This is a genomic window from Streptomyces sp. NPDC056222 (assembly GCF_042264065.1).
GTDB lineage: Bacteria > Actinomycetota > Actinomycetes > Streptomycetales > Streptomycetaceae > Streptomyces.
The window spans coordinates 11,777-27,438 of record NZ_JBHJTL010000026.1; the positions used below are offsets into that span (position 1 = coordinate 11,777).

Below are 15,662 nucleotides of genomic sequence, written 5' to 3' on the forward strand. Positions count from 1 at the left end.
GTCCAAGCTTGGCACGGCGCGACCTGCGCCCGGCCTCGCGGGTAAGGTCTGCGGCTGTGACTGCAACATCTGCCGCCCTCACCCCGCCGGCCGACGCCATACCGCCGGTACGCCACCCCGACGCGCCCGCCCCCGGCGAGCTCCTCGGCGCGCACTACGAGTACTGCTTCGGGTGCGGCGGCGGGCAGCCCCACGGTCTGCATCTGGAGGCCCGGGCCGGTGAGGGCGTGACCGTCACCGCCGAGTTCACCGTGACCCCCGACCACCAGGGTGCCCCCGGACTCGCGCACGGCGGCGTCCTCGCCACGGCGCTCGACGAGACCCTCGGCTCCCTGAACTGGCTGCTCCGGGTCATCGCCGTCACCGGCCGACTCGAGACCGACTTCGCGCGGCCCGTTCCGGTCGGCACAGTCCTGCACCTGGAGGCCGCGGTCACCGCCGTGCACGGACGCAAGATCTACTCGACCGCCACCGGCCGGATCGGCGGGCCCGACGGCCCCGTCGCGGTCCGCGCCGACGCCCTCTTCATCGAGGTCAAGGTCGACCACTTCATCGACAACGGCCGCCCGGAGGAGATCCAGGCCGCCATGTCCGACCCCGACCAGGTCCGGCGCGCCCGCGCCTTCGAGGTGAACCCCTGATGCGCAACCCTGTCGACGTCCTGATCCGGCGCCTGGACCCCGAGGTGCCGATCCCGGCCTACGGCCACCCCGGCGACGCCGGAGCCGATCTCGTGACCACCGAGGCGGCCGTCCTGGCCCCCGGGGAGCGGGTCGTGCTGCCCACCGGGGTCTCCATCGCCCTGCCCGACGGCTACGCCGCCTTCGTTCACCCTCGCTCCGGGCTCGCTGCCAGGTGCGGAGTCGCCCTCGTGAATGCCCCGGGGACGGTGGATGCCGGGTACCGTGGAGAGATCAAGGTGATCGTGGTCAATCTCGACCCGCGCGAAAGCGTGCGGTTCGAACGGTTCGACCGGATTGCCCAACTGGTCGTCCAGCAGGTCGAGAAGGTGCGCTTCCACGAGGTGGCGGAGCTTCCCGGCTCGGCGCGGGCCGAGGGGGGCTTCGGGTCCACCGGCGGTCATGCCGCTGTGGACGGCACAACGGGTGGGAATCGATACGCTTCGGTCGTATCCGACCGGGAAGGACAGTGACGTGTTCGGACGTCGCAAGAAGAGCGGTGCCGCTGAGGACGCAGCGGGCGAGGCCGAGCAGGTCGTCGACGAGGTCGGCACCGACGGTAAGGACACCCCGCGTCGGGTGAATCTTCCGCCGGCCCCCCGCCCCGACGGGCCGTGGGACATCTCCGAGGTCTCCAAGCCCGAGGACGGGCGGGTGGACCTGGGTGGCATCTTCGTACCCGGTGTGGAGGGCATGGAGCTGCGGGTCGAGGTGGCGGGCGACGCGATCGTCGCGGCGACCGTCGTCCTGCGCGACAGCGCCGTGCAGCTGCAGGCCTTCGCCGCGCCCAAGAAGGAAGGCATCTGGGGCGAGGTCCGTGAGGAGATCGCTTCCGGCATCACCCAGCAGGGCGGTGTCATCGACGAGGTCGAGGGCCCGCTGGGCTGGGAGCTGCGGGCCCAGGTCCCGGTGCAGCTGCCCGACGGCACCGGCGGTGTGCAGCTGGTGCGTTTCGTGGGTGTCGACGGACCCCGCTGGTTCCTGCGCGGAGTGATCTCCGGCCAGGGAGCGGTGCAGCCGGAGGCCGCCGGTCTGCTGGAGCAGATCGTGCGGGACACCGTCGTGGTCCGTGGCGACGGCCCGATGGCCCCGCGCGACCCGATCGTCCTCAAGCTCCCGAACGACGCGCAGATGGTGCCCGACGGTGTCCAGCAGGAGGAGCAGGAAGGCTCGCGCTTCTCCGGCGGCATGGGCCAGCTTCAGCGCGGACCGGAGATCACCGAGGTCCGCTGAACCCCTGATTCCATGAGGCCGGTGGGCCGCATTCCGAACACGTTGTCCGGAATGCGGCCCACCGGCGTTTCCCGGACCCTGGCCCGGCGGCCCCTCCGCGGCACATACTGACGGGCGCACACGTTCGACGAGGGGGAGTTCGGGGATGAGTGACAGCAGCGCGCGGTCCGGCACGGCGGTGGTCGAGGACCCGTCCGGCGGACCCATGGTCCGGGTCGAGAACCTGCACCGCTCGTACGGTACGGGCGCGGCGGCCGTCCATGCCCTGCGCGGGGTCTCCTTCGACATCCCGCGCGGCGAGCTCGTCGCGCTCAAAGGCCGCTCCGGTTCCGGCAAGACCACCCTGCTCAACCTGGTCGGCGGCCTCGACAGCCCCGACGACGGCCGGATCACCATCGGCGGCACGGACCTCGCGGAGCTCGGCGAGGACGGACTCCTGGAGCTTCGCCGGGACCGTATCGGCTTCATCTTCCAGTCCTTCGGGCTCATCCCGATCCTCACCGCGGCGGAGAACGTCGGCGTGCCTCTCCGGCTGCGCAGGGCGGATCCGAAGGAGCGGGAGGAGCGGATCGCGCTCCTCCTCGCACTGGTCGGCCTCGCCGACCACGCGGCCCAGCGGCCCGGCGAACTCTCCGGCGGCCAGCAGCAGCGCGTCGCCATCGCCCGCGCCCTGGCCAACAGGCCGGCCCTGCTGATCGCCGACGAGCCGACGGGCCAGCTCGACGCCGAGACCGGGCTCGCGGTGATGGAGCTCCTGCGCGCGGTGGTCCGCAGCGAGGGCGTCACGGCGCTGGTGGCCACGCACGACACCCAGCTTCTGGGGCTCGCGGACCGGGTGCTGGAACTGGGCGACGGCGAGATCATCGAGCACTGACGACGGAGTAGTCGCGCGCCGGGGATCCTGGATATCGGACATCAGACATTGAATATTGGATCTGATATCCATTCTTCGATCCCGCGCGGGACGGATATCGGATCCACATCAGGATCCCGTCAATACGGCCCCCGGGCCTTGCCCCTCGTGCAGAATGTCCGTTTCGCTGGACGTAAGGTCATGCCATGGGACGCGGCAAGCTACGGATCTACCTGGGTGCGGCACCGGGCGTCGGCAAGACGTACGCGATGCTCTCCGAGGGCCATCGGCGGGTCGAGCGCGGCACGGACTGTGTCGTCGCCTTCGTCGAGCACCACGACCGTCCCCGTACGGAAGTCATGCTGCACGGCCTCGAGCAGGTGCCGCGCCGCACCCTCGCGTACCGCGACACCACCTTCACCGAGATGGACGTCGACGCGGTCCTGGCCAGGAAGCCGGCCGTCGCGCTCGTCGACGAACTCGCCCACACCAACGTCCCGGGCTCCCGCAACGGCAAGCGCTGGCAGGACATAGAGGAGCTGCTCGCCGCCGGGGTCGACGTCATATCGACGGTCAACATCCAGCACCTCGAATCCCTGGGCGACGTCGTCGAGTCGATCACCGGTGTGCGTCAGCAGGAGACCGTCCCCGACGAGGTCGTCCGCCGCGCCGACCAGATCGAGCTCGTCGACATGTCGCCCCAGGCCCTGCGCCGCCGCATGGCCCACGGCAACATATACAAGCCGGACAGGATCGACGCGTCCCTCGCCAACTACTTCCGCCCCGGCAACCTGACCGCGCTCCGCGAGCTCGCACTGCTGTGGACCGCGGACCGCGTCGACGAGTACCTCCAGCAGTACCGGGGCGAGCACAACATCCGCTCCACCTGGCAGGCCCGCGAGCGGATCGTCGTCGGGCTCACCGGCGGACCCGAGGGCCGCACCCTCATCCGGCGCGCCTCCCGGCTGGCCGAGAAGGGCGCCGGCGGTGAGGTCCTCGCCGTCTACATCGCCCGCAGCGACGGCCTCACGGCCGCTTCGCCCAAGGAACTCGCCGTCCAGCGGACCCTGGTCGAGGACCTCGGCGGAACGTTCCACCACGTCATAGGCGACGACATCCCCTCGGGCCTCCTCGAATTCGCCCGCGGGGTCAACGCCACCCAGATCGTCCTCGGCTCCAGCCGGCGCAAGACCTGGCAGTACATGTTCGGCCCCGGCGTCGGCCAGACCGTCGCCCGTGAGTCGGGCCCCGACCTCGACGTCCACATCGTCACCCACGAAGAGGTCGCCAAGGGGCGCGGACTGCCCGTCACCCGCGGCGCCCGCCTCGGCCGCCCCCGGATCATCTGGGGCTGGATCGTCGGCATCGCGGGACCCGGCCTGCTCGCCCTGCTGCTCACCCATGTCGACGCCGACCTCGGCCTCGCCAACGACATGCTGCTGTTCCTGGCGCTGACCGTTGCCGCGGCGCTGCTCGGCGGACTCATGCCGGCGCTGGCGTCGGCCGCGTTCGGCTCGTTCCTGTTGAACTGGTTCTTCACCCCGCCCCTGCACAAGGTGACCATCGCCGACCCCAAGAACATCGTCGCGATCGCCGTCTTCTTCGGCGTCGCCATGTCCGTGGCGTCGGTCGTCGACCTGGCGGCCCGCCGCACCCACCAGGCCGCCCGCCTGCGGGCCGAGGCCGAGACGCTCTCCTTCCTCGCCGGAAGCGTGCTGCGCGGCGAGACGAGTCTGGAGTCCCTCCTCGAACGGGTCCGCGAAACCTTCGCCATGGAGTCCGTCGCCCTGCTGGAACGGACGAGCGACGTCGAGCCGTGGACGTGTGCGGCGAACGTGGGGGCCCACCCCGTCACCCGTCCCGAGGACGCGGACGTGGACATGCCCGTCGGCGAGCACCTGGCACTCGCCCTGACCGGCCGGGTGCTGCCCGCCGAGGACCGGCGTGTGCTCGGTGCGTTCGCCGCCCAGGCCGCGGTGGTACTGGACCGGCAGCGGCTCGTCGGCGAGGCCGAGGAGGCCCGCAAGCTGGCCGAGGGCAACAAGATCCGTACGTCCCTGCTCGCGGCGGTCAGCCATGACCTGCGTACCCCGCTCGCCGGAATCAAGGCGGCCGTCTCCTCCCTGCGCTCCGACGACATCGAATGGTCCGAGCAGGACCGCGCCGAACTCCTCGAGGGAATCGAGGACGGCGCCGACCGGCTCGACCACCTGGTGGGCAACCTCCTCGACATGTCCCGGCTCCAGACCGGCACCGTCACCCCACTGATCCGCGCCATCGACCTCGACGAGGTCGTCCCCATGGCACTCGGTGGGGTTCCCGACGGCAGCGCCGAGCTGGACATCCCCGAAACCCTCCCGATGGTCGAGGTCGACAAGGGGCTCCTGGAGCGGGCCGTCGCCAACATCGTCGAGAACGCCGTGAAGTACAGCCCGCAGGACGTGCCGGTGGCCGTCTCCGCCAGCGCCCTGGGCAACCGGGTCGAACTGCGGGTCGTGGACCGGGGGCCGGGGGTGCCCGACGAGAGCAAGGACGGCATCTTCGAACCGTTCCAGCGCTTCGGGGACGCTCCGCGCGGCTCCGGGGTCGGCCTCGGGCTCGCGGTCGCCCGCGGCTTCGTCGAGGCCATGGGCGGCACCATCACCGCCGAGGACACGCCAGGCGGCGGACTGACCATGACCCTCACCCTCAAGGCCGTGACCGGGCAGCGGCCGCCGACGGCCGCCGACGTACCCGCCCGGGTGACTTCTTGAACCGGGGCATGCGACCGCGGCTCCGACCCCGGCGCCGACCGTGCGATCCGGCCGGGCGCATCGAGCGAGGGAGCCGACCGTGCGATCCGGCCGTTCGGTCCGTCGACGCGATCCGAACGCGAGCAGTACGACCCTCACAGGACCGACAGAGAGAAGGAAGCCTTCGATGACCCGGGTTCTCGTCGTCGACGACGAGCCGCAGATCGTCCGCGCGCTGGTGATCAACCTCAAGGCGCGGAAGTACGAGGTGGACGCGGCGCCCGACGGCGCCACCGCCCTCCGGATGGCCGCCGAGCGTCACCCCGACGTGGTCGTCCTCGACCTCGGACTGCCCGACCTCGACGGCGTCGAGGTCATCAAGGGCCTGCGCGGCTGGACGCGGGTGCCGATCCTGGTGCTCTCGGCGCGGCACACCTCGGACGAGAAGGTGGAGGCACTGGACGCGGGAGCCGACGACTACGTCACCAAGCCGTTCGGGATGGACGAGCTCCTGGCCCGGCTGCGCGCCGCGGTCCGCAGGGCCGAGCCGGTCGGCGGCGGCGAGGACGGCGTCGTGGTCGTCGAGACCGAGGGCTTCACGGTCGACCTGGCCGCGAAGAAGGTCCACCGGGACGGGCGCGACGTCCGCCTCACACCCACCGAGTGGCACCTGCTCGAAGTGCTCGTCCGCAACAGCGGGCGCCTGGTGAGCCAGAAGCAGCTCCTCCAGGAGGTCTGGGGCCCCTCGTACGGCACCGAGACCAACTATCTGCGGGTGTACATGGCGCAGCTGCGGCGCAAGCTGGAGGCCGACCCCTCGCACCCGCGGCACTTCGTCACCGAACCGGGCATGGGCTACCGCTTCGAGCGCTGAGAGGCGCACCGAGAGCCGCGCTGTCGGGAGGGCTGAGAGGGGCGCGCCGAGAGGTGGGCCGGAACGGCGCCGAGCAGGGCGCTCAGGCCGGGGCGGAGGCGGGCTCCAGGGGGCGGAGGCGGGCTCCAGGGGGGCGGAGGAGTCGGCGAGGACGGCCGGTTCCCCTGTCGGCCGGGGCCGGTACGCTTTCTGTATGAGTGCTGCACCGCGTACAGAGAAGCCGGCCGGGCGGTTCCGCCGGATGCTCGACCGGCTGTCCACCTCGCAGGAGGAGCTGGAGTCCGAAGAGCTCCAGGAGGACGCCGAGGCGTCGGGCTGCACCCGAATCTCCGACTGTTCCGACCGCCAGATAGTCAAGGTGACTGGTACCTTGCGCACGGTCACCCTGCGTCCTCGGGCCGGTGTGCCGGCCCTCGAGGCCGAGCTGTTCGACGGCACGGCCCCGCTGGACGTGGTGTGGCTCGGCCGGCGGTCCATCGTGGGCATCGAGCCGGGCCGCAAGCTGATCGCCTCCGGTCGCATCTCGATGAGCCACGGCCGGCGGGTCCTCTTCAACCCCAAATACGAGCTCCGACCGCTCGGACAGGAGTAGCCGGTGACGTCGTTCGACAAGCCGACGACGGATCAGGACGCCCAGGACGCTCAGGCGCACCAAGATTCCCGGGCCACGAAGGAGGTCACGGAGGCTGCGCTGTTCGAGGCCTTCGGCGGCCTGCGGGGCATGGTCGAGACGGTCCTGCCCGGCCTTCTCTTCGTCACGATCTTCACGATCAACAAGGACCTGCACACCTCGGCGATCGCGGCACTCGCGGTCTCCGTGGTCCTCGTCGCCGTCCGGCTGATCCGCCGGGACACCGTCAAGCACGCGTTCAGCGGCGTCTTCGGCGTGGCGTTCGGCGTGGTCTTCGCGATGATGACCGGCAACGCCAAGGACTTCTATCTGCCGGGCATGCTGTACACGCTGGGCCTCGCCCTCGCGTACATCATCACCGCGCTCGCGGGCGTCCCGCTGATCGGCCTGATCCTCGGCCCGGTCTTCAAGGAGAACCTCTCCTGGCGGACCCGTAACCCCGGCCGCAAGAAGGCGTACACCAAGGCGAGCTGGGCATGGGGCCTGATCCTGCTCGGCAAGTGCGCGATCCTCTTCCCGATGTACTGGTGGGCCGACACGACCAAGTTCGGCTGGGTCCTGGTCGCGCTGAAGATCCCGCCCTTCCTGCTCGCGGTGTATCTGACGTGGGTCTTCCTCGCGAAGGCGCCGCCGCCGATCGACGTCTTCGCCGAGATGGAAGCCGAGGAAGAGGCCGAGAAGGCCCGCAAGGCGGCCGCGGCGCGGCAGCCGGAGGCGTAAGCACAGAGCGCGTAGGCACAGAGCGCGTAGGCACAGAGCGCGTAGGCACAGAGCGCGTAAGCACAGAGCGCGTAAGCACAGACGGAAGGGCCCGGGACCTCTCAAGGTCCCGGGCCCTTCCTCGTCCTTGCCCGACGGCTTCGGCTCAGCTCGCCGACGACGTGTCGCGGCGGACCGACAGCAGGTCCTCCAGCTGCTCCTCGCGGGCCTGGGCGGCCACGAAGAGGAGCTCGTCGCCCGCCTCCAGGGTCTCCTCCGGGCTCGGGGTCAGCACCCGGGAGCCGCGGATGATCGTCACCAGGGAGGTGTCCTGCGGCCAGGCCACATCGCCCACCGCCGTACCCGCGATCGCGGACTCCGGCGGGAGGGTCAGCTCCACGAGGTTCGCGTCACCATGGCTGAAGCGCAGCAGCCGGACCAGATCGCCGACGCTCACCGCCTCCTCGACCAGGGCCGACATCAGACGCGGCGTCGACACGGCGACGTCCACGCCCCACGACTCGTTGAAGAGCCACTCGTTCTTCGGGTTGTTCACCCGGGCGACCACGCGCGGCACGCCGTACTCGGTCTTCGCGAGCAGCGAGACGACCAGGTTCACCTTGTCGTCACCCGTGGCCGCGATCACGACGTTGCAGCGCTGCAGCGCAGCCTCGTCGAGCGACGTGATCTCACAGGCGTCGGCGAGCAGCCACTCCGCCTGCGGAACCCGCTCCACCGAGATGGCGGTCGGCGCCTTGTCGATCAGCAGCACCTCGTGCCCGTTCTCCAGGAGCTCGCCCGCGATGGAACGGCCCACCGCACCCGCGCCCGCAATAGCGACACGCATCAGTGACCGCCCTCCTCAGGACCCTCGGCGAAGGCCTCCTCGACCTTCGCGATCTCGTCCGTACGCATCATCACGTGCACGAGGTCGCCCTCCTGCAGCACGGTCTGCGACGTCGGGATGATCGACTCGCCGAGCCGGGTGAGGAACGCCACGCGCACACCCGTCTCGTCCTGCAGCTTGCTGATCTTGTGGCCGATCCACGCCACGGAGGTGTGCACCTCGGCGAGCTGCACGCCACCGCTGGGGTCGGTCCACAGCGGCTCCGCCCCGGACGGCAGCAGTCGCCGCAGCATCTGGTCCGCGGTCCAGCGGACCGTGGCGACCGTGGGGATGCCGAGCCGCTGGTAGACCTCGGCGCGCCTCGGGTCGTAGATCCGGGCGGCCACGTTCTCGATGCCGAACATCTCGCGCGCGACCCGCGCCGCGATGATGTTCGAGTTGTCGCCGCTGCTCACCGCGGCGAAGGCACCGGCCTCCTCGATCCCCGCCTCGCGCAGCGTGTCCTGATCGAAGCCGACGCCGGTGACACGGCGTCCGCCGAAGCCCGAGCCCAGACGGCGGAAAGCCGTCGGGTCCTGGTCCACGACCGCGACGGTGTGCCCCTGCTGCTCCAGGGTCTGCGCGAGAGCGGCTCCCACTCGCCCGCAGCCCATGATGACGATGTGCACGTCCCCTTACCCCGCACTCCTGATCGTCTTACTGACCTGCGAATACACCCTGCTCACAACTTTCCTCACCCGACTGGCCCGGGCCGTGGCGGGCAGCGCCCTGCCGTGCTGCCCGATCCGAGCTTATGCGGCAACCCCGAACGGGACCGCATCCGAGGTAGTGGGCACGGAGATTCCGTGCGGATTGGGGGTCGCGGTGAGCATGGCTCTTTTCGAACGCTTACGATCCTCTCCGTGTCCAAACTGACCGACCTTCCCAAACGGATCCTGATCGGACGGGCTCTGCGCAGCGACAAGCTCGGGGAGACCCTCCTCCCGAAGCGCATCGCTCTCCCTGTCTTCGCCTCCGACCCGCTGTCCTCGGTGGCGTACGCACCCGGCGAGGTGCTGCTCGTCCTGTCGATCGCAGGTCTGTCGGCCTATCACTTCAGCCCGTGGATCGCGCTGGCCGTCGTCGTCCTGATGTTCACGGTCGTCGCCTCCTACCGGCAGAACGTCCATGCCTACCCGAGCGGCGGCGGCGACTACGAGGTCGCCAACACCAACCTCGGCCCGAAGGCCGGACTGACCGTCGCCAGCGCCCTGCTCGTCGACTACGTCCTGACCGTGGCCGTCTCGATCTCCTCCGGTATCGAGAACCTCGGCTCGGCCATCCCGTTCGTCGTCGAGCACAAGGTCCTCTGCGCGGTCGGCGTCATCGTTCTGCTGACGCTGATGAACCTGCGCGGTGTGAAGGAGTCGGGCAGCCTCTTCGCCATCCCGACGTACGTCTTCGTCGCCGGCGTCTTCATCATGATCGCCTGGGGGGCGTACAAGGGGATCGTCCTCGACGAGACCATGAAGGCCCCCACCGCCGACTTCGAGATCAAGCCCGAGCACCAGGGCCTGGCCGGCTTCGCGCTGTTCTTCCTGCTGCTGCGTGCCTTCTCCTCCGGCTGTGCCGCCCTCACCGGCGTCGAGGCGATCTCCAACGGCGTTCCCGCCTTCCGCAAGCCGAAGTCGAAGAACGCGGCCACCACGCTGCTCCTCATGGGCGCCCTGGCCGTCACGATGTTCTGCGGCATCATCTTCCTGGCGCTGGCCACCGACGTACGGATGGCCGAGAAGCCCGCCCAGGATCTGCTGCTCAACGGTGTGCCGGTCGGCGAGAGCTACGTCCAGGACCCGGTCATCTCACAGGTCGCGGCCGCCGTGTTCGGCGACGGAACATTCTTCTTCGTGCTCCTCGCCGCGGCCACCGCGCTCGTCCTCTTCCTGGCCGCCAACACGGCGTACAACGGCTTCCCGCTCCTCGGCTCGATCCTCGCCCAGGACCGGTACCTGCCGCGCCAGCTGCACACCCGCGGCGACCGCCTCACCTTCTCCAATGGCATCGTGCTCCTCGCCGGCGCCGCCGCCCTCCTCGTCTGGGTCTACGGGGCCGACTCGACGAAGCTGATCCAGCTGTACATCGTCGGCGTCTTCGTCTCCTTCACCCTCAGCCAGACCGGCATGGTCCGGCACTGGAACCGGCACCTGAAGACCGAGAGGGACCCGGCCAAGCGCCGCCACATGATCCGCTCCCGCGCGATCAACACCTTCGGCGCCTTCTTCACCGGCCTCGTCCTGGTCGTCGTCCTCGCCACCAAGTTCACCCACGGCGCCTGGGTCGCGCTGCTCGGCATGGTGATCTTCTACGGGACGATGACCGCGATCCGCCGCCACTACGACTCCGTGGCGGAGGAGATCGCCGCAGCGGAGGAGCGCCCCGACGAGTACGTACGCCCCTCGCGCGTCCGCTCCGTCGTCCTCGTCTCCAAGCTGCACAAGCCGACGCTGAGGGCGCTCGCCTACGCCAAGCTGCTGCACGCGAACGAGCTGGAGGCGCTGAGCGTCAACGTCGACCCGGCCGAGACCAGGGCGCTCAGGGAGGAGTGGGAGCGGCGCGGGATCAACGTACCGCTCAAGATCCTCGACTCGCCGTACCGCGAGATCACCCGGCCGGTGATCGAGTACGTGAAGAACATCCGCCGCGAGAGCCCGCGCGACGCCGTCTCCGTCTACATCCCGGAGTACGTCGTCGGCCACTGGTACGAGCACCTGCTGCACAACCAGAGCGCGCTGCGGCTCAAGGGCCGACTGCTCTTCACGCCCGGCGTGATGGTGACGTCCGTCCCGTACCAGCTGCAGTCCTCCGAGGCCGCGAAGAAGCGGGCCAGGAAGCGTCAGGACTGGAACGCGCCGGGTTCGGTGCGTCGTGGCCCGGTCGAGAAGCGCCCGAAGGAGCCCGCGGCCAAGAGCTGAGGCGTCCCGCGTCGTCGCGGACACGTAGACCGGTGGGCTGCCGCGCTGCGGCGGCCCACCTCTCTCATTCTCTGGAGTTCCCCCGTCATGCAGAACGCACCTGTTCCTTCGTTGGTCGGGGAAGAGTACGAGGTCGAGGTCGGCCCGGTGGCGCACGGCGGCCACTGCATCGCCCGTACGGAGGCCGGACGCGTCCTCTTCGTCCGGCACGCGCTGCCGGGCGAGCGGGTCGTCGCCCGGGTCACCGAGGGCGAGGAGACGTCCCGCTTCCTGCGCGCCGACGCGGTCACGATCCTGGAGGCCTCGAAGGACCGCGTGGAGGCGCCCTGCCCCTTCGCGGGCCCGGGCAAGTGCGGCGGCTGCGACTGGCAGCACGCCAAGCCGGGCGCCCAGCGCCGCCTCAAGGGCGAGGTCATCGCCGAGCAGCTCCAGCGGCTGGCCGGGCTCACCCCCGAGGAGGCCGGCTGGGACGGCACCGTCATGCCGGCCGAGGGCGACAAGCTCCCGGCGGGCGAGGTCCCCCAGTGGCGGACGCGCGTCCAGTACGCCGTGGACACCGAGGGCCACGCGGGCCTGCGCCGGCACCGCTCGCACGAGGTCGAGGTGATCGACCACTGCATGATCGCGGCCGAGGGCGTCTCCGAGCTCGGCATCGAGAAGCGGACCTGGGAGGGCATGGCCTCGATCGAGGCGATCGCCGCCTCGGGCTCCGGCGACCGTCAGGTCGTCCTGACCCCGCGCCCCGGCGCGCGCCTTCCCCTGGTGGAACTGGACAAGCCGGTCTCGGTCCTCCGCGTCGACGAGAAGGACGGAGGCGTCCACCGCGTCCACGGCCGCCCGTTCGTCCGCGAGCGCGCCGACGACCGCACGTACCGCGTCGGCAACGGCGGCTTCTGGCAGGTCCACCCGAAGGCCGCGCAGACCCTCATGCTCGCCGTCATGCAGGGCCTGACGCCGCGTAAGGGCGAGACGGCCCTCGACCTCTACTGCGGCGTCGGCCTCTTCGCGGGCGCGATCGCCGACCGAGTGGGCGACCAGGGCGCGGTGCTCGGCATCGAGTCGGGCAAGCGCGCGGTCGAGGACGCCCGCCACAACCTCGAGGCGTACGACCGCGTCCGCATCGAACAGGGCAAGGTCGACCAGGTCCTCCCGCGCACCCGCATCACCGAGGTCGACCTCATCGTCCTGGACCCGCCCCGCGCGGGCGCCGGCAAGCAGACGGTCAAGCACCTCGCGAGCCTGGGAGCCCGAAGGATCGCCTACGTCGCCTGCGACCCGGCGGCCCTGGCCCGAGACATCGCGTACTTCAAGGAGGGCGGCTACCGGGTGCGGACACTGCGGGCGTTCGACCTGTTCCCGATGACGCATCACGTGGAGTGTGTCGCGATTCTGGAGCCGGTGAAGTAGGGGTTCTGGGCCGGGGTTTCACGGGTGTGCCCTTGGGTGGTGTGGGCGCTACGTGGGATGTGTTGACGCTCGTTCTGGCGGGCGTCATCTGCTGATCGGGCGAGTCGTGCTGAGTGCGAGGCACCTGCCTGAAGGCTGGCTTGCGGGACTTGGAGCAAAGCAGCCGGGTCCCGGCGTCGCTGATTGCAGTGGGATGACGTCAGCGAGCAGGACCGCGCAGCGCTGCGTCACATCCTTCGTGGGCGCTTTGCTGGTTGGGCCCACGAGGATTTCGGCTTCGGACTCGACGACGAGATCGGCAGCCTCACCCTCACCGCCGCCTTTCAGGCGTAGCCCCGTCCGCCCGTAGCCCGGTGTCAGACCCCCGCCGTACCGTGGACACATCACATCAGTTCGCCGAGGCCCGCTACAGCCCCGGACCCACGGACGGAGGACCCAGCCCCGCCCCGCCGGAACAGCGCCCGGCCCGGCGGGGCTCTTCCTGTCCCGATCTGGGAGATCCCCCTCCAAATGGCCGGTGCGCACGATACGTTCACGCCACCTCCACATCAGGACCACCAGCGAGGGGACCGCCGTGAGCAACCCGCAGCCGCCGTACCCGCCCCAGCAGCCCGGCCACACCCCCGCATGGGGACATCCTCAGCAGCCAGGCCAGGCGTACAACGGTCAGACCATGCCGGGCCCTTACGGCCCCCCGCCCCCGAAGAAGGGCATGAGCCCGTGGGCCATCACGGGCATCACCATCGGCGGCATCTTCGCGTTCCTCGTCATCCTCGGCGCGATCGTGGGCGGTGACGACACGAGCGACGACAAGGCCGCGCCGAAGGCCACCGCGACCACCCAGGCACCCGCAGTCAAGGCGCCCGCGTCCAAGACGCCCGCGGCTCGGCCGACCACAGCGCCGGCGAAGATAGCCGAAGCGCCCAAGACCAAGGCGCCGGCCGCTCCGGCCGACTACCCGGACGGCGACTACATCATCGGCGAGGACATCCCCGCCGGCACCTACCAGACGCCCGGCGCCGAAGCCGGCGTATTCGAGCTGTGCATGGTGTCCACCAAGCCCACCGACAAGTCCGTCATGCCGCAGCTGAAGTCGGCGAACAAGGACGAGCGGATCATCATCACAATCTCGGCAAAGGACGGCCTGCTGTCCATCTCCGGCTGCGAGCCGCTGAAGCGCCGCAAGTAGCCCACCATGGAGCCCCGTCGCGGCGGAGCGGGGCGCATCACCTCCCCATGATCCGACCCGTACTCGCCGACACCCGCGTCGCCACCGGAACCCGCCCCGGCGCCATCCGCAGCCCGCTTCACCGCGGCCACTTCACCCACTACGGCCACGAATGACATGGCCGCGCGGTCATCGAACTCAACGAGCTTGAGCCGCACCTTGCCAGCAAGGCCGCTTGAACAGCGGTACCGCCAGGTGCAACACGTGAGGCCACGTCTGCCATGTCGGGACACCTGCAGCCCCGCCACAGTGCGGGCCTTGGTCATGTCACGGCAGGGCCAACAGCAGCCTCTCACCGCCCCTTGAATCGCACCATGAGCACCTCTCATCACGAAACGTCCTGGGGGACGAGCATGCACAACCGCACCACCACAGCCGCCGTCGCGACGTGCCTACTCCTCGCGCTCACCGCCTGCGGCAGCACCACCGAGGACCCGAAAGCCGGCCCGACCACCACCAGCCCCACCACGGCGACCACCACCGCTGCCGCAGAGCCGACCAACGCCTCGACCACCACCCTCGCCTTGGGCTCAACCCTGAAGTGGGACGACCCCGACGGTGACGTCAGTGGCACGAGCGCCGCGCTGAGCTACGAGCAAGGCGTCAAGTCCGCCGGGTCGGCAGCTGAGGAGACGGGCCAACCGGAATACGTCTGGGCCGCCCTCGAGCTCAAGGTCTGCAGCACCAAGGGCGTCTTCCTCGCCACCACCTTCCCCTGGACCCTGTCCTACGCCGACGGTGCCCGCATCGAGCCGTCCAGCAGCACCTGGGAAGACTTCCCCAAGCCCGAGTTCCCCGTCGAGACCAAGCTCGCCCCCGGTAAATGCGTCCGCGGCAAGGTCGTGTACCCCGTCCCCGGAAACAGCCGGCCCGCGACCGTCGTCTACGCCCCGGAGAGCGCCGACATGCCCGTGGAGTGGACGATCCCCGCCAAGTAGCCGAGGAGGTGCGCCTGTGTCGGCGACCCCGCAACGGGCGCACCTACCGCCGCCTCGTCGACGCCTGGGATGGGTGCGCCCCCGACTGCGGCCACGGCGAGCTCCGGACGGTCCAACTGCCGTGCTCAGCCGCAACAACGGCACGGATGTCCGAGCTTTGTGCGGACGGGATTCAGCCCCGATCGCCGACCTGGAGGCGGCGAAGGAAGCGCATCACACCCTGCCGCTCCGTGCTGCCGAAAGCCGGGCCCTGACACCATCACGTTCCGGCTCCTCGATGGGAGGGTTCGGCCGGGCATCCCCAAGGCGAAGGCGTGGTCGGGTAGTTCAGAAAGCCTCACGCTTCGAACCGATCCAAGAGAACGCGGGGAGGCCAGTGACCGATGTCGTCTCGAACGGCTTGCCGTCCTCTTCGATGGGGGACGTGCCTGATTCAGCGCCGCTCACCCAGGCCAGCTCGGCCCACCACGTGCAGTGGCAGCCGGCCGGGCGGAACGAAACATCCGGACGAACTTCGCCTTCTACCCCCGGAGGGGAACGGCGGAGCCTGGGGCGCCACGCTGGAGTCTCTTGAGCGAGCCCTGCGAGA

General features: G+C 70.1%; 14 protein-coding genes. 12 read left to right on the forward strand and 2 right to left on the reverse strand.

Annotated features, from left to right (window positions below):
* The first annotated feature begins 56 nt into the window (after nucleotides 1-56).
* The 8 genes from ACFC0D_RS15135 (at nucleotide 57) to ACFC0D_RS15170 (ending at nucleotide 7,723) form a co-directional block, all read left to right on the forward strand.
* Nucleotides 57-641: a PaaI family thioesterase gene (locus ACFC0D_RS15135; protein ID WP_376434985.1), complete on the forward strand. Its 585-nt coding sequence runs from the start codon at nucleotides 57-59 to the stop codon at nucleotides 639-641.
* Nucleotides 641-1,153 carry a dUTP diphosphatase gene (gene dut / locus ACFC0D_RS15140; RefSeq protein WP_376434987.1) on the forward strand — a complete coding sequence of 171 codons (513 nt, stop codon included), beginning with the start codon at nucleotides 641-643 and terminating at the stop codon, nucleotides 1,151-1,153. The genes ACFC0D_RS15135 and dut overlap by 1 nt, the downstream gene beginning before the upstream one ends.
* A gap of 1 nt (nucleotide 1,154) precedes the next feature.
* Nucleotides 1,155-1,913: a DUF3710 domain-containing protein gene (locus ACFC0D_RS15145; protein WP_376434989.1), complete on the forward strand. Its 759-nt coding sequence runs from the start codon at nucleotides 1,155-1,157 to the stop codon at nucleotides 1,911-1,913.
* Nucleotides 1,914-2,058: 145 nt separating this feature from the next.
* Nucleotides 2,059-2,787, forward strand: a complete 729-nt coding sequence (locus tag ACFC0D_RS15150; RefSeq protein ID WP_376434992.1) for an ABC transporter ATP-binding protein — start codon at nucleotides 2,059-2,061, stop codon at nucleotides 2,785-2,787.
* 185 nt (nucleotides 2,788-2,972) lie between these two features.
* Entirely contained in the window at nucleotides 2,973-5,519 is a 2,547-nt protein-coding gene (locus tag ACFC0D_RS15155) for an ATP-binding protein (protein WP_376434995.1), read from the forward strand.
* 166 nt (nucleotides 5,520-5,685) lie between these two features.
* Nucleotides 5,686-6,372 (forward strand): response regulator, encoded by a 687-nt coding sequence (locus ACFC0D_RS15160; protein WP_376434998.1) that lies wholly within the window; start codon nucleotides 5,686-5,688, stop codon nucleotides 6,370-6,372.
* A 193-nt stretch (nucleotides 6,373-6,565) separates the two neighbouring features.
* The gene (locus ACFC0D_RS15165) at nucleotides 6,566-6,964 is read left to right on the forward strand and encodes an OB-fold nucleic acid binding domain-containing protein (protein ID WP_361967355.1); all 399 of its coding nucleotides are present in this window, start codon (nucleotides 6,566-6,568) and stop codon (nucleotides 6,962-6,964) included.
* 3 nt (nucleotides 6,965-6,967) lie between these two features.
* Entirely contained in the window at nucleotides 6,968-7,723 is a 756-nt protein-coding gene (locus ACFC0D_RS15170; RefSeq protein WP_376435001.1) for a DUF3159 domain-containing protein, read from the forward strand.
* Between the two features lie 145 nt (nucleotides 7,724-7,868).
* Here ACFC0D_RS15170 and ACFC0D_RS15175 read toward each other — a convergent pair whose 3' ends face one another.
* Together ACFC0D_RS15175 and ACFC0D_RS15180 are read right to left on the reverse strand one after the other, a co-directional pair.
* Nucleotides 7,869-8,549 (reverse strand): TrkA family potassium uptake protein, encoded by a 681-nt coding sequence (locus ACFC0D_RS15175; RefSeq protein ID WP_329114949.1) that lies wholly within the window; start codon nucleotides 8,547-8,549, stop codon nucleotides 7,869-7,871.
* Complete coding sequence (locus tag ACFC0D_RS15180) at nucleotides 8,549-9,217, reverse strand: potassium channel family protein (RefSeq protein WP_376435004.1); 669 nt, start codon at nucleotides 9,215-9,217, stop codon at nucleotides 8,549-8,551. Before ACFC0D_RS15180 ends, ACFC0D_RS15175 begins: the two co-directional genes overlap by 1 nt.
* A 234-nt stretch (nucleotides 9,218-9,451) precedes the next feature.
* On the opposite strand from ACFC0D_RS15180, the gene ACFC0D_RS15185 reads away from it, so the two are divergent.
* From ACFC0D_RS15185 to ACFC0D_RS15200, 4 genes are all read left to right on the forward strand, one after another.
* Nucleotides 9,452-11,500, forward strand: a complete 2,049-nt coding sequence (locus tag ACFC0D_RS15185; protein WP_376435006.1) for an APC family permease — start codon at nucleotides 9,452-9,454, stop codon at nucleotides 11,498-11,500.
* Between the two features lie 87 nt (nucleotides 11,501-11,587).
* Nucleotides 11,588-12,907: a class I SAM-dependent RNA methyltransferase gene (locus tag ACFC0D_RS15190; RefSeq protein WP_376435009.1), complete on the forward strand. Its 1,320-nt coding sequence runs from the start codon at nucleotides 11,588-11,590 to the stop codon at nucleotides 12,905-12,907.
* A gap of 574 nt (nucleotides 12,908-13,481) precedes the next feature.
* Nucleotides 13,482-14,096 (forward strand): hypothetical protein, encoded by a 615-nt coding sequence (locus ACFC0D_RS15195; protein ID WP_376435012.1) that lies wholly within the window; start codon nucleotides 13,482-13,484, stop codon nucleotides 14,094-14,096.
* Nucleotides 14,097-14,449: 353 nt separating this feature from the next.
* Nucleotides 14,450-15,073, forward strand: coding sequence for a hypothetical protein (locus ACFC0D_RS15200; protein ID WP_376435015.1), 624 nt, complete (start codon nucleotides 14,450-14,452; stop codon nucleotides 15,071-15,073).
* The last annotated feature ends 589 nt before the right edge of the window (nucleotides 15,074-15,662 follow it).

What these genes read in the sequence shown, in the direction of transcription:
- ACFC0D_RS15160 (WP_376434998.1), top strand. Translation starts at nt 5,686, where the DNA reads ATGACCCGGGTTCTCGTCGTCGACGACGAGCCGCAGATCGTCCGCGCG.
- ACFC0D_RS15190 (WP_376435009.1), top strand. Translation starts at nt 11,588, where the DNA reads ATGCAGAACGCACCTGTTCCTTCGTTGGTCGGGGAAGAGTACGAGGTC.
- ACFC0D_RS15150 (WP_376434992.1), top strand. Translation starts at nt 2,059, where the DNA reads ATGAGTGACAGCAGCGCGCGGTCCGGCACGGCGGTGGTCGAGGACCCG.
- ACFC0D_RS15200 (WP_376435015.1), top strand. Translation starts at nt 14,450, where the DNA reads ATGAGCACCTCTCATCACGAAACGTCCTGGGGGACGAGCATGCACAAC.
- ACFC0D_RS15165 (WP_361967355.1), top strand. Translation starts at nt 6,566, where the DNA reads ATGAGTGCTGCACCGCGTACAGAGAAGCCGGCCGGGCGGTTCCGCCGG.
- dut (WP_376434987.1), top strand. Translation starts at nt 641, where the DNA reads ATGCGCAACCCTGTCGACGTCCTGATCCGGCGCCTGGACCCCGAGGTG.
- ACFC0D_RS15155 (WP_376434995.1), top strand. Translation starts at nt 2,973, where the DNA reads ATGGGACGCGGCAAGCTACGGATCTACCTGGGTGCGGCACCGGGCGTC.
- ACFC0D_RS15175 (WP_329114949.1), bottom strand. Translation starts at nt 8,549, where the DNA reads ATGCGTGTCGCTATTGCGGGCGCGGGTGCGGTGGGCCGTTCCATCGCG.